This window comes from Streptomyces sp. ATCC 21386 (assembly GCF_018728545.1).
GTDB lineage: Bacteria > Actinomycetota > Actinomycetes > Streptomycetales > Streptomycetaceae > Streptomyces.
In genome coordinates this window covers 4,798,970-4,815,782 of sequence record NZ_JAAVVL010000001.1, presented here as the reverse complement: position 1 = coordinate 4,815,782, position 16,813 = coordinate 4,798,970, and the positions used below count along the sequence as shown (strand labels likewise).

14 protein-coding genes are annotated in these 16,813 nt (G+C 71.6%); 1 reads left to right on the top strand and 13 read right to left on the bottom strand.

The annotated features are described in order from the left end of the window. Nucleotides 1-96: 96 nt before the first annotated feature. The 6 genes from GWK25_RS20505 to GWK25_RS20480 all read right to left on the bottom strand — a co-directional run bounded on the left by GWK25_RS20505 (nt 97) and on the right by GWK25_RS20480 (nt 8,234). A complete protein-coding gene (locus tag GWK25_RS20505) occupies nt 97-1,677 on the bottom strand; it encodes an ABC transporter substrate-binding protein (RefSeq protein ID WP_215451993.1) in 1,581 nt (526 codons plus the stop codon). A 263-nt stretch (nt 1,678-1,940) separates the two neighbouring features. Then, nucleotides 1,941-2,624: a helix-turn-helix domain-containing protein gene (locus GWK25_RS20500; RefSeq protein ID WP_308404272.1), complete on the bottom strand. Its 684-nt coding sequence runs from the start codon at nt 2,622-2,624 to the stop codon at nt 1,941-1,943. 306 nt (nt 2,625-2,930) lie between these two features. After that, on the bottom strand, nt 2,931-5,552 hold the full coding sequence (locus GWK25_RS20495; protein WP_215451992.1) for an immunoglobulin domain-containing protein: 2,622 nt from the start codon (nt 5,550-5,552) through the stop codon (nt 2,931-2,933). 85 nt (nt 5,553-5,637) lie between these two features. After that, on the bottom strand, nt 5,638-6,177 hold the full coding sequence (locus GWK25_RS20490) for a hypothetical protein (protein WP_215451991.1): 540 nt from the start codon (nt 6,175-6,177) through the stop codon (nt 5,638-5,640). Between the two features lie 134 nt (nt 6,178-6,311). Beyond that, complete coding sequence (locus tag GWK25_RS20485) at nt 6,312-7,328, bottom strand: HtaA domain-containing protein (RefSeq protein ID WP_215451990.1); 1,017 nt, start codon at nt 7,326-7,328, stop codon at nt 6,312-6,314. 117 nt (nt 7,329-7,445) lie between these two features. Next, nucleotides 7,446-8,234 (bottom strand): hypothetical protein, encoded by a 789-nt coding sequence (locus GWK25_RS20480; RefSeq protein WP_215451989.1) that lies wholly within the window; start codon nt 8,232-8,234, stop codon nt 7,446-7,448. A 77-nt stretch (nt 8,235-8,311) separates the two neighbouring features. Between GWK25_RS20480 and GWK25_RS20475 the strand changes: the two genes are divergently transcribed. Next, the gene (locus GWK25_RS20475) at nt 8,312-9,385 is read left to right on the top strand and encodes an ABC transporter substrate-binding protein (protein WP_215451988.1); all 1,074 of its coding nucleotides are present in this window, start codon (nt 8,312-8,314) and stop codon (nt 9,383-9,385) included. A gap of 238 nt (nt 9,386-9,623) precedes the next feature. Here the strand turns inward: GWK25_RS20475 and paaE are convergent, their stop codons facing one another. From paaE to GWK25_RS20440, 7 genes are all read right to left on the bottom strand, one after another. After that, nucleotides 9,624-10,769, bottom strand: coding sequence for a 1,2-phenylacetyl-CoA epoxidase subunit PaaE (gene paaE / locus GWK25_RS20470; protein WP_215451987.1), 1,146 nt, complete (start codon nt 10,767-10,769; stop codon nt 9,624-9,626). After that, nucleotides 10,769-11,278 (bottom strand): 1,2-phenylacetyl-CoA epoxidase subunit PaaD, encoded by a 510-nt coding sequence (gene paaD / locus GWK25_RS20465; RefSeq protein ID WP_215451986.1) that lies wholly within the window; start codon nt 11,276-11,278, stop codon nt 10,769-10,771. The genes paaE and paaD overlap by 1 nt, the downstream gene beginning before the upstream one ends. After that, nucleotides 11,272-12,099, bottom strand: coding sequence for a 1,2-phenylacetyl-CoA epoxidase subunit PaaC (gene paaC / locus GWK25_RS20460; protein WP_215451985.1), 828 nt, complete (start codon nt 12,097-12,099; stop codon nt 11,272-11,274). Before paaC ends, paaD begins: the two co-directional genes overlap by 7 nt. A 10-nt stretch (nt 12,100-12,109) precedes the next feature. Next, the gene (paaB, locus tag GWK25_RS20455) at nt 12,110-12,406 is read right to left on the bottom strand and encodes a 1,2-phenylacetyl-CoA epoxidase subunit PaaB (RefSeq protein ID WP_215451984.1); all 297 of its coding nucleotides are present in this window, start codon (nt 12,404-12,406) and stop codon (nt 12,110-12,112) included. Then, the gene (gene paaA, locus GWK25_RS20450; protein ID WP_215451983.1) at nt 12,403-13,389 is read right to left on the bottom strand and encodes a 1,2-phenylacetyl-CoA epoxidase subunit PaaA; all 987 of its coding nucleotides are present in this window, start codon (nt 13,387-13,389) and stop codon (nt 12,403-12,405) included. The genes paaB and paaA overlap by 4 nt, the downstream gene beginning before the upstream one ends. A 130-nt stretch (nt 13,390-13,519) precedes the next feature. After that, nucleotides 13,520-15,091 (bottom strand): amidohydrolase, encoded by a 1,572-nt coding sequence (locus GWK25_RS20445; RefSeq protein ID WP_215451982.1) that lies wholly within the window; start codon nt 15,089-15,091, stop codon nt 13,520-13,522. A 68-nt stretch (nt 15,092-15,159) separates the two neighbouring features. Continuing rightward, nucleotides 15,160-16,641: an APC family permease gene (locus GWK25_RS20440; protein ID WP_215451981.1), complete on the bottom strand. Its 1,482-nt coding sequence runs from the start codon at nt 16,639-16,641 to the stop codon at nt 15,160-15,162. Between the last annotated feature and the right edge of the window lie 172 nt (nt 16,642-16,813).

Here is a 16,813-nt window from a genome sequence, read left to right as displayed (position 1 = left end):
GTCTCGGTGCGGGGCGCCGAACAGCGCGGGGATTTCCCGTGCCGGACGGTCGGGTCCGGCCGCGTGGGTCTCCGCCGCGTGCGGGCGGCCTGTCCGTCAGCCGGTAACGCGCAGGATGGGGTCGTCGAGCGAGCCGCCGAGCATCTGTGCGCTGAATCCCTTGCGCAGCGCGTAGATGAACGGGTCGTTGACCAGCGGCACCGCGTCGACCTGTGAGATCAGGGCCTTGGCGGCCTTCTGGTAGGCGGCGCAGCGGGCCTCTTCGGTCGTCGCCTCGGCGCCCTGGGCGAAGGCCTTGTCCACCACGGGGTTCTTCACCGCGCCGAGGTTGCCGCCGCCTTCGGGGATGGTGGGGCCCACGAACTTGGCGAGCGGGCTGGCGAGGCTGCCGAGGAAGTTGAGGTCGGCGAAGACCGTGAGGTCCCAGGCGTCGGGCTTGCCGAACACGGTCCCGACCCAGGTCCCGACGTCGACGTTGGCGAGGGTGACGTCCGCGCCCGCGGCCCGCAGTGCCTCCTGGATGTACTGGTTTCCGGCGCCGGCGGGACCGACGACCTGGGGGCCGACGAGGCGGATCTTCTTGCCCTTGAGCACGTCGGCCGCCGCGGCCTTGTCCTTCGCCACGAGGAAGGAGGAGCCGGGGTCGTTGCAGGGGATGCCCTTCTGCACGAACATCGTCGACGGCTCACCCGTGTTCTTCGAGACGACCTTGGTGAAGGCGGCGCGGTCGACGGCCTGGGCGACGGCCCGGCGGGTGGCGACGTCCGCGAAGACAGTGCCGGGTCGTTCGTTGAAGAGCAGGTAGAAGTCGGAGAACCGGCTGATGCTCACGGAGTGGCCGGCCACGCCGTCGAAGCGCGGGATGCCGGAGGCGTCGATCTTGCCGATGTCGAGCTGGCCGCTGGTCACGAGGTTGCCGGTCGCCGTCGGGTCGGGCGAGACCAGGTACTCCATCGTCGCGGCGACCTTGCCGGGGATCTTCGTACGCCAGGCCGGCCATGCCTTGTACTCCGGGCGAAGCTTGTAGGAGTACGAGACGCCGGACTTGGACTTCTCGAGAAGGTACGGGCCGGACTGGGAGCCCTTGGCCCTACCGGCGGCAAGGGCCTTGAGGTCCTTGAGTCCCGCCGGGCAGACGATGCCGGTGCTCGCGACCGACAGGCCGGTGACCATGTCACCCCACGGCCTGGCGAGCGTGATCTTCACCGTCCGCGCGGCGTCGTCGGCGGTCACCTTCACCGTGTTGCCGGGGCCGAAGATCGTGGGCAGATCGGGCGCCGCCGTCTTCGGGTCGATGTAGCGGTCGAGGGAGCCCTTGACGACCGTCGGCGTGATCGGCGTCCCGTCGGCGCAGGTCGCGTCGGCGCGCAGGGTGAAGGTGGCCGAGGTCGGCGTGTTCTTCCACTTGGTGGCGAGCCCGCCGACGAGCCCGCCGTCGTCCTTGCGCACGAGGGTGTCGTAACTGTTGCGGGCGAGCTGGTAGTCCGGCAGGGACAGAGCCTTGGCCGGGTCGAAGCCGGCCGGCACGTCGATCGTCGTCCGGATCCTCGTCGCCGTGGCGGCATCACCGCCGCTGGAGTCTGCGGACGTCGATCCCGTGGTGGTACAGCCGGCGAGTACGGCCGTCACGGCGACGGCTGCGGTCACAGGGACCGCACGGGTACGGGTCTGGCGCATGGGTGCTCCTGGAGGGATGTCGCGCTCTGCGCAGGTCGCACGGGATCGGGCGGGACGAGCGCGAGCAGTTCGGGGTGGAGGCGGTGCGCGCGGAGCTCGGTGGACGCCGCTCGAAAGCGAGCCGTGGAGCACTCGGTGTGGAGAGAATGCCGCCAAGTGAACGACGTAGTCAATAGCGTTAACTATCTTTGCGCGCGCCGGCCTCGCCGCCGATCCAGGCCGCGGAAACACTGCTGGGCGGTGGCCGCGAAGAGTGACGCGTGTCAGTCGCGCGGGAGCGTCGCCGCCTCCGCCGAAAGGGCCGCGAGGAGGAGGTCCGTCTGCCGGTGGAAGACTTCGGTCATGTCGACGCTGCGCAGGTGCTCCTTCGCCGCCTCGGCGTAGGGGTACGCGTCAGGATCCGCCAGCTGGTACTCCTGCACCCAGTTCACCTCGGCGCCGAACCGCTGGTTGACGAGCCGCCAGGCGTTGTTGCTCGCCATGGAGAGGATGAAGTTCGAGAACGCCTGGTAGTGCAGGACGGCCTCCCGGCCGCGCCAGCCACCGCGGTGGAACGCTTCCAGGACGGCGTCCACGGCGCGCAACTCGTGCACGCCCCGGGTGACTCTCCCCATGCAGAGCGCGGCGGCCGCCGGATGGTCCAGCGCGGTGTTCCAGGCACGGATCGCCAGGTCACGCAGCGACTCGGCCCACGACTCGTGCGGCTCGTACTCCTCGAGGGAGATCCTGTCGAGCTCCTCCGCGACGGCGATCATGATGTGGTCGCGACTCGCGAAGTGCCGGTACACCGCGGTTGCGGAGGCGGACAGCTCCTTGCCGAGCCGCTGGAAGGTCAGCGCGTCCGGCCCGTCCTCGTCGAGGATCCGCAGCGCGGTCCCGGCGATCAGCCCTTGGGAAAGAGTTCCCCGTTGGAGCCGCTTCCTCGACCGGCCCCCCGCGACTGCCACTCGAACCCTCCCTCGACGAACGGCGAACACACGCCGCAGCCTGCGCCTCCTGGTCGGCGACAAGGAAACCAGCCTAAGCGACCGAGCGGATCGCCTTGGGCCCGGTCACCGGAGTGGCCATGCCTCCCGGCCGTCCCTGCGGTCACGGTCTCCACAGTGGAACACGACCGCCGTCGCCGGGAACCGGTGGCTCGTGGCCACGGGCTGGGATCCGGCGCGGGAGGGACGCGAGCCGAGCGGAGACGCGCGGAGTCCGGGCCACCGAGGGTGTCGGCGGCCCGGACTCCGGTCTCAGCCCTGTGCGGATCAGTCGGGTGTGCCGTGGCCCGACCTGCGGGCCCGTCGGTGCAGGATCAGGCCGGTCACGGTGAGCGCGGCGGCCGAGGCGGCCACGCCGAGGACGGTCAGGCCGGTGGAGGCGAGGCTCCCGCCGCCTCCGGCGGTCGTGGTGCCCCCCGTGCTGCCCGAGGCGCCGGTCGAGCCGGTCGTGCCTGTCGTGCCGGTGCTTGCGGACGTCGAACCTCCGCCGGAGGCACCGCCGTTGGGGTTGTCGTCGTCGGTGTCCACCGGGTCCTGGCCGACGAAGGCGACCGGGACCTTCACGTCCTGCGAGCGGTCGCCGGACAGGGTGTGGTCGGCGCGGGTGGCGAGGACGCACCGGGCCTTGAAGCAGTCGGTGTACTCGTCCTCGGCGTCGACGGTCAGCTCGACCTCGAACGTTCCGCCCTCCTCGTACGGGGTGGCCAACTCCTCACCGTAGTCGGGCGGGTTGGAGGAGATCCACGCGGAGGAGTGCGACTCGCCCGTCATGTCGACTCCGCCGATGCACGGGGAGGGCGGTTCGCCCGCGCCGTTGTCGACGCAGAGGGCGACGTAGATGCCCTTCTTCTCGTCGTAGCCGGAGCCGGTGACCTTCAGGGTCTGGCTCTCGGTGGCGAGGTCGTTGACCGGGGTGACGGTGAGCTTCTGGCCGTCGGAACCGGTGACCGTCTTCGTGCCGGAGGGCTCGGCGTCCCCACCGGTCCCGCCGCCGTCGGCGCCGCCGGTGCTGCCGCCGGCCTCCGTGACGGTGAGGGTGAAGGCGGCGGTGCGGGTGGTGCCCACGGTGTTGCTGAACACGGCACGGTACTGGTGACCGTCGTGCGCCGCCTTCGCCTCGAAGGTGTACGTGTTCTTCGTCGCGCCCTCAACGGTGGACCAGGTCTGGGCGCCGTCGGCGCTGACCTCCCACGTCACGGTGGGTGCGGGGGTGCCGTCGGCCTCCGCGACGAACGAGACCTCGTCGCCCGGTGCCACGGTCCGGCCGGTCGGGGACCGGGTGACCTTCGGGGACATCCGGCGGTCGAGCTTGGTGATCTCGCCCTCGGTGGGGCTGCCGACGTAGACGATGGTGCCGCCGGGGGCTACGGCGACGGAGGCGGAGCCGTTCTGGGAGTCGTTGCCGTCCAGCTTCGTGCGGACGGCGGCCTCCGCGTAGGTGGCGGTGTCGTACACGGCCAGGTTGCTGACGCCGTCGCTGCCGCCGCTCAGGGTGCCGTCGTCCTGCCAGACGACGAAGGCCCGGCCGGTGGCGGCGTCGAAGGCGATGTCGGCGGCCTCGTCCGGGCCCTCGATCGTCTTCAGGAGCCTGGCGTCCTTGTCGTGGACGAGGACGGAGTCGCCGCTGCCCACCCAGACGTTGCCGGTGGCCGGGTCGGTCTCGACGAACTCGACGCTCGTGGCGGCGAGTTCGGCCGAGGCTGTGACGGTGAAGGAGCGGGTGTCGACCCGGCGCAGGGTGCCGCCGCCGGCGCCCACGGACCAGGCCGCGTCGCGGGCCTCGTCGACGCCGAGGAGGGAACCGCCCTCCAGGGTGAGGGTGCGGTTCTCCAGGGGGACGGCGGTGGCGATGTCGATCTCGGAGAGCTGGGCGCCCTGGGCGACCAGGACGGTGGAATCCTTGGTGCCGGGGCCGATCCCGGTGATGTTGGCACCCGCGATCCACTTGCCCGCGGCCGCCGGGTCCCCGGCCTTCGCGGTGCCGATGCCGCGCAGCGCGAACTGGAACACGGCGCCGTCGCCGGCGAGCGGGGCGGCGATCCGCACGACCGCGCGCGGGCCGAGCGTGCCGGTGGTGCCCGGGAAATGGGGGGTGTGGCCGAGGCTCCTGCCGTCCGCCGGGTCGAGGGCGTGCAGTCCTCGTTCGTCGACCGCTCCGGAGGCGGCGAAGTTGTCCGATCCCGCGTACAGCTTCCCGGACTCCGGGTGCAGCAGGAGATCGTTGACCTTGCCGGCCGCCGGGAACGCGGCCGACTCGACGTAGTCGACCGTGCCCGGAGGCACGTCCTCGCCCTCGCCGCCGTCACCGCCTCCGGTGTCCTGGCCCTCGAACCGGACGGGGACACGGACGTCCTGGGAGCGGTCGCCCGAGTTGCGGTGGTCGACGCGGGTGACGACGGAGCAGACGACCTCGGTGCAGTCGACCCCGTTGTCCTCGGCCTCGATGTCGATCTCGACGTCGAAGGTGCCGCCCTCACCCCAGGCGACGGCGAGGCTGCCCTCGTACGGGTCGCCCTCGGGCACGATCCAGTGGGAGGAACTGCCGGTACCGGTCTGATCGGCGCCCCCGATGCACGGGGAGGGGATCCTGCCGTCGCCGTTGTCCTTGCACAGGGCGACGTAGACGGCCTTGGCCGTGTCGTAGCCGGAGCCGGTGACCCTCAGCTTCTCGCCCTCGGGATCGAGGTTCGCGGAGGCGGAGACGGTCAGTTTCTGGCCGTTCGCGCCCAGGCCGGTCTTCGGGGTGTCGGCGGCCTGGGCCGCGGTGCTCACCGTGACGGCGGTGATGGTGGCGGCCACCAGGGCGACCGCTCCGAGGAGCGCCGCGGGGCGTCCGAGCCGCGGTCCGGCCGCACGCCCCGGCCGCCTTCCCGTCGTGTCGTCTCTCATGGGTACCTCATTCGTCGGGTGCGCCCCGCACCCGGGGGACGCCGAGGACCGGACCCCTGGCGAGGGGGCCCGGCCTGGGAAGTGGTTACTGGAAGGTGAGGGGGGCGTGGACGTCGTACTTGCGGTCGTTGCTGTCGAAGTGGTCGGCGCGGGTGACCACAGCGCAGGTGACGTCCTCGCCGCAGACGCTGCCGTCCTCGAGGGTGGCCTGGACGTAGATGTTCACGCTGAAGGTGCCGCCGGCGCCGAACTTGGAGCTGTTGGCGAAGAGGCCGCCGAAGGTGTTGTTGATCCAGTGCGAGGCGCCCGTGGAGCCCGACTCGTCCTGGCCACCGAGGCAGGGGGTCGGCTTGGTGGCGCCCTGCGCGCCGTCGACGACGCAGAGGCCGACGTAGATGCCCTGGGCGGTGTTGTAGCCGGAGCCGGAGACGGTGACGACCTGGCCCGACGCGGCGGCCGTGTTCGGCGCGGTCAGGGACAGGTTGTAGGTGGTGGCGCCGTCGACGATCGTGCGGGTCGCGGTGGCGGCGGAGGCCGAGGTGGCGAGGCCCAGGGTCAGGGCGGCGGAGGCGGCGACGGCGAGACCGGCGCGGGCGGCGGTACGAGCGGAGGGAACGACTCTCATCGGAGAGCACCTTTCTCAAGGACGAGCAAGCTTAGGTAAGGCTTACCTAAGCTTGCTCGTGATCTCTTTGTCAACAGAACGCAAAGAACCACAACGGGCCCGCGCCCGGCCCGTGTTGACACGGGCCGGGCGGCTCAGGAGGTCGCTTCGTCGGAGCGCACGGTGTACTCCGCGACGGCCTCGCGGCCACCGGTCACGGAGTACAGCCGTACGGTGTGAGCGCCCTCGCTCGCGGTGTCGTACACCGGGAAGTCACGGGCGATCCGGCCCGACTCGTCGGCCACGGCCTGGTAGCGGGTGTCGTCGTCGATCGCGACCAGTACGACCTCACCCGGCACGAAGCCCTCACCGGTGACCCGACGGCCGTCCCCGACCGCCGGGTTCGCGAGGTCCACGGCGGCGGACGGCGCCGCCCCCGCCTGCTGTTCGGCACCGGCGTCGGCATCCTTCCCGGGTTCGGCACCTGTCCCGGCGGAGCCTGGCGATGGGTCGTCTCCGCCCTCCGGGGGCGCGGAGGCGTCGCCGTCCGATGCGCCGGGCACCCCTCCCCGCGGACCGGCGGTGCCGGACGCTCCGGTTCCCACGGTCACGTCGAGCGGGGCGAGTTCGTCCCCGGCCGTGTACGACCGCCCGCTCCACCGGGTGAGCAGCGCGGCGCCCTCGACGGTCAGCGACACCCGCAGGCCGGACCAGGTCGCACCCCCGCTGCGGATGCTCGGCGCGCCGGCACCCGGGCCGACCTGGGCCAGCGTCAGTTCGTGGCCCTCCCCCGCCCGTTGGGCCCGCACCCGGAGGGTGCCGGTGCCGTCGTCGAGCCTCAGCCGCAGTTCGTCGAGGGTCAGGGTGTCCGTGCCGGGTCGGCCGAGCCGGATCGAGCCGTCGAGTGCGACGTCCGCGTCCCCCGCGCCCGGGTTCACGCTGCCGCCATCGACCGGGAACCAGGTCCGGCCCCCGGGGCCGCGCACGGCGGGCGCCCCGGCCGTCACGGTCGCCGCGGCGCCGGTGGACTCCCCGAACGCCGGGCCCCAGCTCGCGAATCCACCGGACACCTCACGCGGGGACTCGGCCCCGTCCCGTGCCGCCGCCGTGCCCTGGCACAGCAGGGCGAGCAGCGCGCCCGCCGCCGTCACGGCGGCACCAGGTCTGTTCATCACCTCGAAGTCCTCCCTGGAAGGCCGGCCGCGTGGCCGGCCGGACGCCCCGCACCGGGGGCGCCGAACGGTCTGTGAACGGCCGTCGTCGATCTGCCGTCGGTGAGTGACATGGCGTCAGTTCGCGCCCTCGGGCGCGGCGTCGGTACGGCGGCGGCGCGCCCAGAGCCAGGCGGTCCCGCCCGCCGCGACCAGCCCGGCGGCGGTGATGCCGAGCGGCACGGCGGCACTGCCGGTGTCCGCCAGCGGGTCGCCCGAGGTGCCGGTGCCCTTCGACGTGCCGCCCGTGCCACCGGTGGTCGTCGTGGTCGTACCGGCCGACGGGGTCGCGGAGTTGTCGCTCCCCTGGTCGTCTCCGGCGTCGCCGGCCGCGCCGGCGAAGGTCACCGGGATACGGACCGTCTGGCTCTGGTCGCCGCCCCTGGTGTGGTCGTTGCGGGTGATTACCGCGCAGGTCACACCGGATGTGGTGCAGTCGGTGTTGGCGTCCTTGGCGCGCACCTCGAGCTGAACGGAGAACGTGCCCTTGTGCCCGTTGCCCCGGTACGGCTTCGCCAACCCCTTCCCGTACGAGGGCGGGTTGGAGGAGACCCACACCGACGCGCCGGAGTCGCCGGACATGTCGACACCGCCCAAGCAGGGCGTGGGCGTCCTGCCCGCGCCGTTGTCCACGCAGAAGGCGACGTAGATGCCCTTCTCGGTGTTGTAGCCGGTGCCGGACACGGTGACCGTCTCGCCGTCCGGGTCGAGGCGGACCGATTTGGAGACGGTGAGCTTCTGCCCCTCGGGACCGGTCGCGGAGCCGGCCGCGGCCATCGCCGAGGGGGCCGAGGAGAGGATCAGAGCGCTCGCGACGGCGAGGGCCGCCGGGGCTGCGCGCAGGGCTCGTAGGCCACATCTGTGCATCGGTGTCAGCACTCCCACCCTAGGAAACTCAGGTAAGGCTAACCTAAGTTAACGAACACCTGGTTCGAACGGTAGACATGGAGGGCGGTTCGATGCGAAGGTCCGGAGGATCTCAACTCACCTTGGTTCGAAGGAGAGTTGCCGCACTCACCGTTGCTTTCGCGATGCTCGCGACCGGATGCGCAGGCAGTGCCGGAGAAGGCGAAGCAGCGGGGGCGAAGCCGTCGGCGTCGTCCGCGAGCGAGCGGGCGGCGGCCGCCGAGAAGCAGTTGCGGACGAACTCGCTCGTCCCGCTGGAGGGCGAGCCGCCCACACCGACGTTGCCCGTCACCGTCGACTCGTCGGACGGCCGGAAGGTCACCGTCGAGGACGCGTCACGGATCCTGCCGCTCAACGGAGGCATCGCGGAGATCGTGTTCACGCTCGGCCTCGGTGACAAGGTCGTCGGCCGGGACATCACCGCGACCTTCGCGGAGGCCGAGGGGCTCCCCCAGGTGACCAAGGCGCACGACGTGAGCGCGGAGAGCGTGCTCTCGCTCAAGCCGACCGTGGTCCTCGCCGACACCGACACCGGGCCGAGCGAGGCCGTCGACCAGATCCGTGACGCCGGAGTGCCCGTGGTGGTCCTCGACCCGGCGGACGAACTCTCCGACGTGAGCACACGCACGACCCGGGTGGCGGAGGCGCTGGGGGTCCCGGCCGCCGGCGAGGCCCTCAACGAGCGTTTCGCCGAGGAGTTGAAGGCCGCGCGGGCCGCCGTGCCCGAAGGGAGTCGGCCGAAGGTCGCGTTCCTGTACATGCGGGGGTCGGCCGCCGTCTATCTCATCGGTGGGAAGGGGTCGGGAGCGGACTCCCTCATCGACGCGGCCGGGGCGGAGGACGCGGGGGTGGCGGCCGGGCTGGACAAACCGTTCACCCCGATCACGAGCGAGGCCCTGGTCAAGGCCCAGCCCGAAGTGATCCTCATGATGAGCAAGGGACTTGAGTCGGTAGGCGGGGTCGACGGGCTGGTGGACATTCCCGGGATCAGGGAGACACCGGCCGGGATGGACCGCCGGGTGGTGGATCTGGAGGACGGGGTGCTGCTGAGTTTCGGGCCGCGTACGCCGTTGGTGATCGATGTGTTGGTGGATCGGCTGCATCAGGGGTGACTCGGGCTCCGCGGCGCCCGAGATCTCGGGGGTCCATGTAGTTCGGCGGCCGCGGGCCCGGTGGGGCTTCTCGCGCAGTTCCCCGCGCCCCTGAAAGACCAGGCCCTGCGGGCCTGGAAGGCGGCGGGGCCGCGGGATGAGAAGCAAGGGGCGCAGCCCCTGCTTGTCAGGGGCGCGGGGAATGCGCGAGAAGCCCCCACTCACCCGCACCCGACAACCGGCCCCCTCCGTTCCCCACTCACGTGTCGAAGTCCACCGTCAATCTGTCCGTGACCGCGTAGGACTGGCAGGTCAGCACATACCCCGCCTCCACCTCCGCCGGCTCCAGGGCGAAGTTGCGCCGCATCTCGGCCCGGCCGTCCGTGACCAGCGCGCGGCAGGTGCCGCAGACCCCGCCCTTGCAGGCGAACGGCAGGTCGGGGCGGGTGCGTTGCGCGCCGTCGAGCACGCTGCGTTCGCGGGGCAGCGCGGCGGTCGTCGTGCGGCCGTCGAGGACGACCGTGACCTCGCTGACGGGCCCCTCGGCGGCGGCCTCCTCGTGCCGCGTCTCGCGGACCGGTTCGTCGTCGGCGTAGAACAGCTCCTGGTGGACTCGGTCGGCGGGGACACCGAGTCCGTCCAGGACCCGCTGGGCGTCGCGGACCATGCCGTGCGGCCCGCACAGCCACCAGTGGTCCGCCGTGTCGACATCGACCAGGGAGTCGATCAGCGCCGAGAGCCGGTCGGCGTCCAGGCGGCCGGAGAGCACCTCGGCCTCGCGGGGTTCGCGGGAGAGGACGTGGGCAAGCTGGAAGCGGGCCGGGTACAGGTCCTTGAGGTCGGCCAGTTCGTCGGCGAACATCACCGTGCCCGTGCGGCGGTTGCCGTAGAAGAGGGTCACGGTGGAGCGGGGGTCGGCGGCGAGCACGGACTCGGCGATGGAGACCATGGGGGTGATGCCGGAGCCGGCCGCGATCAGCACATGGTGGCCGGGGGTGGTGAGGTCCGGGGTGAAGAAGCCGGTGGGGGCCATGACCTCGACGGTGTCGCCGGGCCGTACGTCGTTGACCAGCCACGACGAGAACAGTCCGCCCGGTACGACCCGTACCCCGATGCGCGGTGTCGTCCCGGCCGGGGAGCAGATCGAGTACGAGCGCCGCTCGTCGCGCCCTTCGATCTCGCGCCGCAGCGTCAGCGACTGTCCCGGCGCGAAGGCGAACTCCTCAGCCAGCTCCGCCGGAATCTCGAACCCGACGGCGACGGCGTCCTCGCAGAGCGGCTGCAGGGCGGCGACCCGCAGGCTGTGGAAGGCCGGCCGTCGGCGGGCCCGGGGGCGTCCCGCCCCGTTCTGCGAGGTGGGCGCGTCCAGGAGGCCTCTCGTCGGCTCCTTCTCGAGGCCTTTCATCAGATCTCCTTGACGTGCTCGAACGGCTCGCGGCAGGTGTGGCAGCGCCACAGGGACTTGCAGGACGTGGCGGCGAAGCGGGAGGTCTCCTCCGTGGAGGCCGAGCCGCAGCGGGGGCAGGCCACGGACCGCCGGGTGGGGGACAACTGGAGGGGGACCGGGCCCCGGGGTGCCGCGCCGGGCGGGGCGATGCCGTGTTCCGTCAGCTTGCGGCGGCCGGTGTCGGTGATCCAGTCGGTGGTCCACGGCGGGTTCAACACCGTGCGGATCTCGACGCGTTCGTAGCCGGCGGCGCGCAGCCGCGCCGCCACGTCGGCGCGCATCTCGGCCATGGCCGGGCAACCGGAGTACGTCGGGGTCAGGCTCGCGACGACCGTGCCGTCGGCCGTCAGCCGTACCTCGCGCAGGACGCCCAGATCGGCCAGGGTCAGCATGGGCAGCTCGGGGTCCGGCACCTGCTCGGCGATGCGCCGGGCGCGCCGCGCGGCGTCGGTCAGGGTCGTCACCATGTCGCCCCCGGGTGGGCGCGGGCCACGCTCTGCAACTCCGCGAGCAGCGGCGCCAGATGCTCCGTGTGGTCACCGGCGCGGCCCGCGCCCGAGAGCGGCCGGTACACCGGCATCGGCAGTCCGGCTGCCTCGGTGACCTGGCGGAGCACACCGACGACCTCGTCCCGGACGTCGTACGCGGTGAACAACTCGCCGACGTACGGGGCCACTTGTTCCATGGCCTTGCGGATCCGCCGGTGGGACTCGGCGGTTCCGTCGCCGAGGCGTACGGCCCATTCGGCGGCGTACTGCCGGTGATAGCTCAGCTCCTTGACGCCCTTCGCCGCGATCGCCGCGAGCACCGGGTCCGGGTGCGTTGCCAGCCGCTCGAAGTGCGCAAGACGCCAGCTGGACAGCACGAGCAGCCGGACGACCGTGAACGCGAAATCCCCGCAGGGCAGTTCGGCCAGGCGCACGTTGCGGAAGTCGCCGGCGTCACGGAAGTAGGCGTAGGCGTCCTCGCCCCGCCCGGTACCGTCGACCTGCCCGGCACGGGCATACAGCAGACGGGCCTGACCCAGCAGGTCGAGCCCGATGTTCGCCAGGGCCACCTCCTCCTCCAGCTCGGGCGCACGGGTGGTCCACTCGGCCAGCCGCTGCGCACTGACCAGAGCGTCGTCGGCCAACGCCACACAGACGGCGGCCAGTTCGCCGGTGTCCACTCCCTCGGGCACCGTGGTGTCCACCCCGTGCAGAGGGTCCTCGAAACCGGTGCCGTACGCCCAGCGGGTGTCGTCCTCGTGCCCCTCGGCGAGGCTCAGGTAGACGTGGTCGTCACTCATACCCTGCTCCTCAGATGTGCGGGACGTCGTCGGGGATGTCGTAGAACGTGGGATGCCGGTACACCTTGTCCGCACTCGGCTCGAAGAAGGGATCCTTCTCGTCACGGGTGGAAGCGGCGATGTACTCGGAGCGCACGACCCAGACCGACACACCCTCGTTGCGGCGCGTGTACAGGTCACGCGCGTGCGTGAGCGCCATCCGGTCGTCAGCGGCATGCAACGAACCCACATGGACATGGTTCAGACCACGCTTGCCCCGCACGAACACCTCATACAACGGCCAGTCGCCCTTGTTCGTGCCGGTCATGCCGCCGTCCCCTTCCGGGCTCGCTCGCTCTGCTTCGCCGCGTGGGCCGTGGCCGCCTCACGCACCCACGCGCCTTCCTCGTGAGCGGTCCGCCGCCGCTCCATCCGCCGGTCGTTGCAGGGCCCGTCGCCCTTGATGACCCGCATCAGCTCGTCCCAGTCGGGAGTGCCGAAGTCATGACGGCCACGCTCCGCGTTCCACTTCAAATCCGGGTCGGGCAGGGTGACACCGAGCTTCTCGGCCTGCGGGACGGTCATGTCGACGAACCGCTGGCGCAGTTCGTCGTTGCTGTGCCGTTTGATCTTCCACGCCATCGACTGCGCCGAATTCGGCGAGGCGTCATCAGGCGGACCGAACATCATCAGCGACGGCCACCACCAGCGGTCCACCGCGTCCTGCACCATCGCCCGCTGCGCGTCGGTACCACGCATCAACGTCAGCAACAGCTCATAACCCTGCCGCTGATGGAACGACTCCTCCTTGCAGATCCGCACCATCGCCCGCGCATACGGCCCGTACGACGACCGGCACAACGGCACCTGATTACAGATCGCCGCACCGTCCACGAACCAGCCGATCACCCCCACGTCGGCGAAACTCACCGTCGGATAATTGAAGATCGACGAGTACTTCTGACGCCCCTCGATCAGCCACTGCGTGAGATCCGCGCGATCGGCACCCAGCGTCTCCGCCGCCGAGTACAGATACAGCCCGTGCCCCGCCTCGTCCTGCACCTTCGCGAACAGGATCGCCTTACGGCGCAGCGACGGCGCACGCGTGATCCACTCCCCCTCCGGCTGCATACCGATGATCTCCGAATGCGCATGCTGCGCGATCTGCCGCACCAACGTCCGGCGATACCCCTCCGGCATCCAATCCCGCGGCTCGATCCGCTGATCCCGCGCGATCGTCGCATCGAAATGCTGCTGGAGGGCGTCATCGGCGTCCTGGGACGGCGCCCCCGCGGAGTCTGTCGTCGTCATCGATACCAGCTTCCCAACCGACCATTCGTTCGGTACCAGTGTGACGCGATTCGAGCGGTCGGGCAAGACCCGCAGTCAGGACACGACCGCAAGCCCCGCCCGGCGGCTTCCTCAGACCCCGGCGGCTCCCTCAGAGCGCCCGGTGCACCACATGCCCCCCGGTCACTGTGAGGAGCACGGGCGCGTCGGCGACCTCGTCGGCGGGTGCCTCCACAGGGTCGACCCCCAGGGCCGTCAGATCGGCCCGCAGCCCCGGAGCGATCCGGCCGGCGATGTCTCCTTCGCCCGCGGCCACCGCCGCGTGACGCGTGCACCCCTCCAGCGCCTGCAGCCCCGTGAGCCCTGCCCCTGAGGACGCCGCTCCCTTCGGTGCCCTGGCCGTCGCCAGTACGGCCCGCGCGTCGTAGTGGGCGATGGGCCAGTCCGACCCGAGCGCGACGATCGCGCCCGCGTCCCGCAGGTCACGCAGGCGCCAGGCCCGCGTGGCACGCTCCTCCCCCAGCCGCAGCGACCACTCGTCGGACAGATCGGCCCGTGTGTAGTCGGTGTGCGGCGGCTGCATCGAGGCGATGACCCCCACCTCGGCGAACCGCCCGACGAGCTCGTCCGGCACGGACTCGATGTGCTCGATCCGGTGCGCGAGCCGTCCGCCGGGGCCCAACGTGGCGACGGTGTCGAGGACATGCCGTACGGCGGCGTCCCCGATCGCGTGTGTCGCCGTACGCACCCCGGCGCGGTGCAGCTCTCGTACAGCGGCGCTGTACGCCGCCGGGTCGGGCCAGAACGCGTCGGTGCCCTGGCCGTGGCAGTCGGGGTGGTCGAGCCACGCGGTGCCGCCCTCGACGGTGCCGTCCATGAAGAACTTCACCCCGCCGACCCGCCAGTGCCGTCCGCCCCGGCCCTGGAGAGCGACGAGTTCCGCGAGGTCGTCCGCGTCGGCGCCGGGCATGCACCAAGGGGCGAAGCGCAGCCGCAGCGGTAGCGGCGACTCCTCGGCGAGCGCGCCCACCAGGTCGAGGTCGCCGAGGTCCATGACATGGGCGCCGGTGAGACCGCTGGCCGCCATCGCGCGGAGCAACTCGCCCAGCCTGTCGCGGCGTTCGGCGTAGGAAGGCTTCGGTATGAAGGGCTCGACGAGCGCCATCGCGGCATGCTCGACGAGGTGTCCGGTGAGTCGTCCGTCGGCGTCGACGGCGAGGTGCGACCGCTGCGCGAAGTCGCGCGGCCCGGTGATGCCGGCGACCTTGAGCGTGGCCTCGCTGACGAGCGCGGAGTGGCCGTCGTAGAGGCGCAGGAAGGCGGGAGCACCGTCGAGGATGTCCTCGACGAGGGCGCGGTCGACGGTCCGGCCGGCGAAGACGTTGTGGTCGAGGCCGTAGCCGATGACCCAGCCGTCGACGCGTTCGCCGGAGGCGAGCGCGCCCCGCAGGCCGTCGAGGTCCGTCACGGCCGTGAGATCGATGCCGGTGGCCATGTCCAGGCCCCAGACGGGGTGGCTGTGGCTGTCCACCAGGCCGGGTACCAGCCGGCCGCCGCCCAGGTCCACCACTTCCGTACCGCGTCCGCGCCAGTCCCGGACGTCCGCCTCCTCACCGACGGCGGCGATCAGACCGTCGCGTACGGCGACCGCCGTGGCCCGGGGCCGGGCGGGGTCGAGGGTGCGGACACGGGCGCCGATGACGACGAGGTCGGCGGTGGGCATGGAGAGATCTCCTCCGGTGGTGGGGTGGGGGCGGTCGGCGGGTGCGGGGTCGGTGTCAGTCGCCGGTGTCAGTCGCCGGTGCCGGCCGGCGGTTCGGCGGCGAACTGCGCGTAGACCTCCGGCCTGGCACGGCGCAGCCACCCGGCCAGGACCAGGCCGACGACGAGGACGGCGGGGACGACGACCGCGAGGACGGTGTTGACGGTGGAGGAGGCGCCGGTGAACTGGTCGAGGTGGGTGACGACCAGGGCGATGGCGCCCGTCAGGAGCACTGCCGCAGCGATGGGGGCGACCACCGTGCGCAGGGCGCCCTCGGTGTGGGTGACGCGCCGGAAGTAGAAGGGCACGGCGAGGGCGGCGAGCAGTTGCAGCAGCATCAGGGCGAGCATTCCGGGGGTGTTCACCCACAGCAGGAGCTGCATGTACGGGTCGGCGCCGGCCGCGGCGAAGGCGAGGACGACGATCGCGCCGAGGACGGTCTGGGCGATGCCCGCGACATACGGGGAGCGGTGGCGCGGGTGGACGCGGGCCAGGGCCTTGGGCAGGATCCCCTCCTCGGCGAGGGCGAGGCCGTAGCGGTTGATGGCGTTGTGGAAGGCGAGGAGGGAGGCGAGGACGCTGGTGACGATGAGGATCCGCATCAGATCGGCCGCCCAGGAGCCGACGTAGGTGGTGATGGCGGTGAAGAACAGGTCGGCGGGGTTGGCGCCGGCCGTCGCGATGACCCGGGCGTCGCCGAAGGCCTGGATGACGGTCCACACGATGAACGCGTAGAACAGGCCGAGGAAGCCGATGGCGAGGTAGGTGGCGCGGGGGACCGTGCGCGCCGGGTCGCGGGCCTCGCGGCGGTAGATGACGGTCGACTCGAATCCGGTGAACGCGGCGAACGCGAAGGCCAGGACGGCGACCATGCCGGGGACCATGACGTTGCCGGAGGCGAAGGAGGCGAGGGAGAGGCCGTCGGCGCCGCCCTCGACCAGGACTCCCCCCGCGAGCAGGACGAGGATGCCGGTCTCGGCGACCAGCAGGACGCCCAGGAGCTTGGCGCCGAAGTCGATGGAGCGGTAGCCCGCCCAGCCGATCAGCAACAGACCCACGAGGGACACGGGCAGCCAGGGGATGTCGGCGCCGAACAGGGCGCGGGCGGTGTCCCGGGTGGCGGTGCCGAGCAGGCCGTAGACGCCGATCTCCATGCCGTTGTAGCCGATCAGCGCGAGCAGGGCGGCACCGATGCCGACGGGGCGTCCGAGGCCCCGGGTGATGTACGCGTAGAAGGCGCCGGCGCTGCGGACGTGGCGGCTCATGGTGGTGAAACCGATGGCGAACACGGCGAGCGTGAGTCCGGCGAGGAGATAGCCGACGGGGGCCCCGATGCCGCCCATCAGGATGGCGAGCGGGGCGACGCCGGCCATCACGGTGAGCGGGGCGGCGGCGGAGACGACGAAGAAGGCGATGTCGGTGGTGCCGAGCGAGCCGGAGCGCAGGGACGGGGCCGGGGTGGCCGCGTTCCCCGCCGGGTCGGCGGCGGTGGCGTCGGGGGTGACGGTCATGAGGGGAAAGCCCTTCTGACTTCGGGCGAGGGCCCTTCCAGCCTTGAGGGCGAGGGCCCTTTCAGCTGCGGGCGAGGGGCCGCCCGGCGGTGGTCGGGACGGGGAGAGCGGGGCCGTGCGGGATGACCTGGCCCGTAAACCTAAAGGCTTTCGGTTTAGGCAATGTAGCCTT

Coding starts and splice junctions, on each gene's coding strand:
- paaA (WP_215451983.1), bottom strand. CDS start 13,389: ATGACGACGACAGACTCCGCGGGGGCGCCGTCCCAGGACGCCGATGAC.
- GWK25_RS20480 (WP_215451989.1), bottom strand. CDS start 8,234: ATGCACAGATGTGGCCTACGAGCCCTGCGCGCAGCCCCGGCGGCCCTC.
- paaB (WP_215451984.1), bottom strand. CDS start 12,406: ATGACCGGCACGAACAAGGGCGACTGGCCGTTGTATGAGGTGTTCGTG.
- paaC (WP_215451985.1), bottom strand. CDS start 12,099: ATGAGTGACGACCACGTCTACCTGAGCCTCGCCGAGGGGCACGAGGAC.
- GWK25_RS20445 (WP_215451982.1), bottom strand. CDS start 15,091: ATGCCCACCGCCGACCTCGTCGTCATCGGCGCCCGTGTCCGCACCCTC.
- paaD (WP_215451986.1), bottom strand. CDS start 11,278: ATGGTGACGACCCTGACCGACGCCGCGCGGCGCGCCCGGCGCATCGCC.
- GWK25_RS20475 (WP_215451988.1), top strand. CDS start 8,312: ATGGAGGGCGGTTCGATGCGAAGGTCCGGAGGATCTCAACTCACCTTG.
- GWK25_RS20495 (WP_215451992.1), bottom strand. CDS start 5,552: ATGAGAGACGACACGACGGGAAGGCGGCCGGGGCGTGCGGCCGGACCG.
- GWK25_RS20490 (WP_215451991.1), bottom strand. CDS start 6,177: ATGAGAGTCGTTCCCTCCGCTCGTACCGCCGCCCGCGCCGGTCTCGCC.
- GWK25_RS20505 (WP_215451993.1), bottom strand. CDS start 1,677: ATGCGCCAGACCCGTACCCGTGCGGTCCCTGTGACCGCAGCCGTCGCC.
- GWK25_RS20440 (WP_215451981.1), bottom strand. CDS start 16,641: ATGACCGTCACCCCCGACGCCACCGCCGCCGACCCGGCGGGGAACGCG.
- GWK25_RS20485 (WP_215451990.1), bottom strand. CDS start 7,328: ATGAACAGACCTGGTGCCGCCGTGACGGCGGCGGGCGCGCTGCTCGCC.
- paaE (WP_215451987.1), bottom strand. CDS start 10,769: ATGAAAGGCCTCGAGAAGGAGCCGACGAGAGGCCTCCTGGACGCGCCC.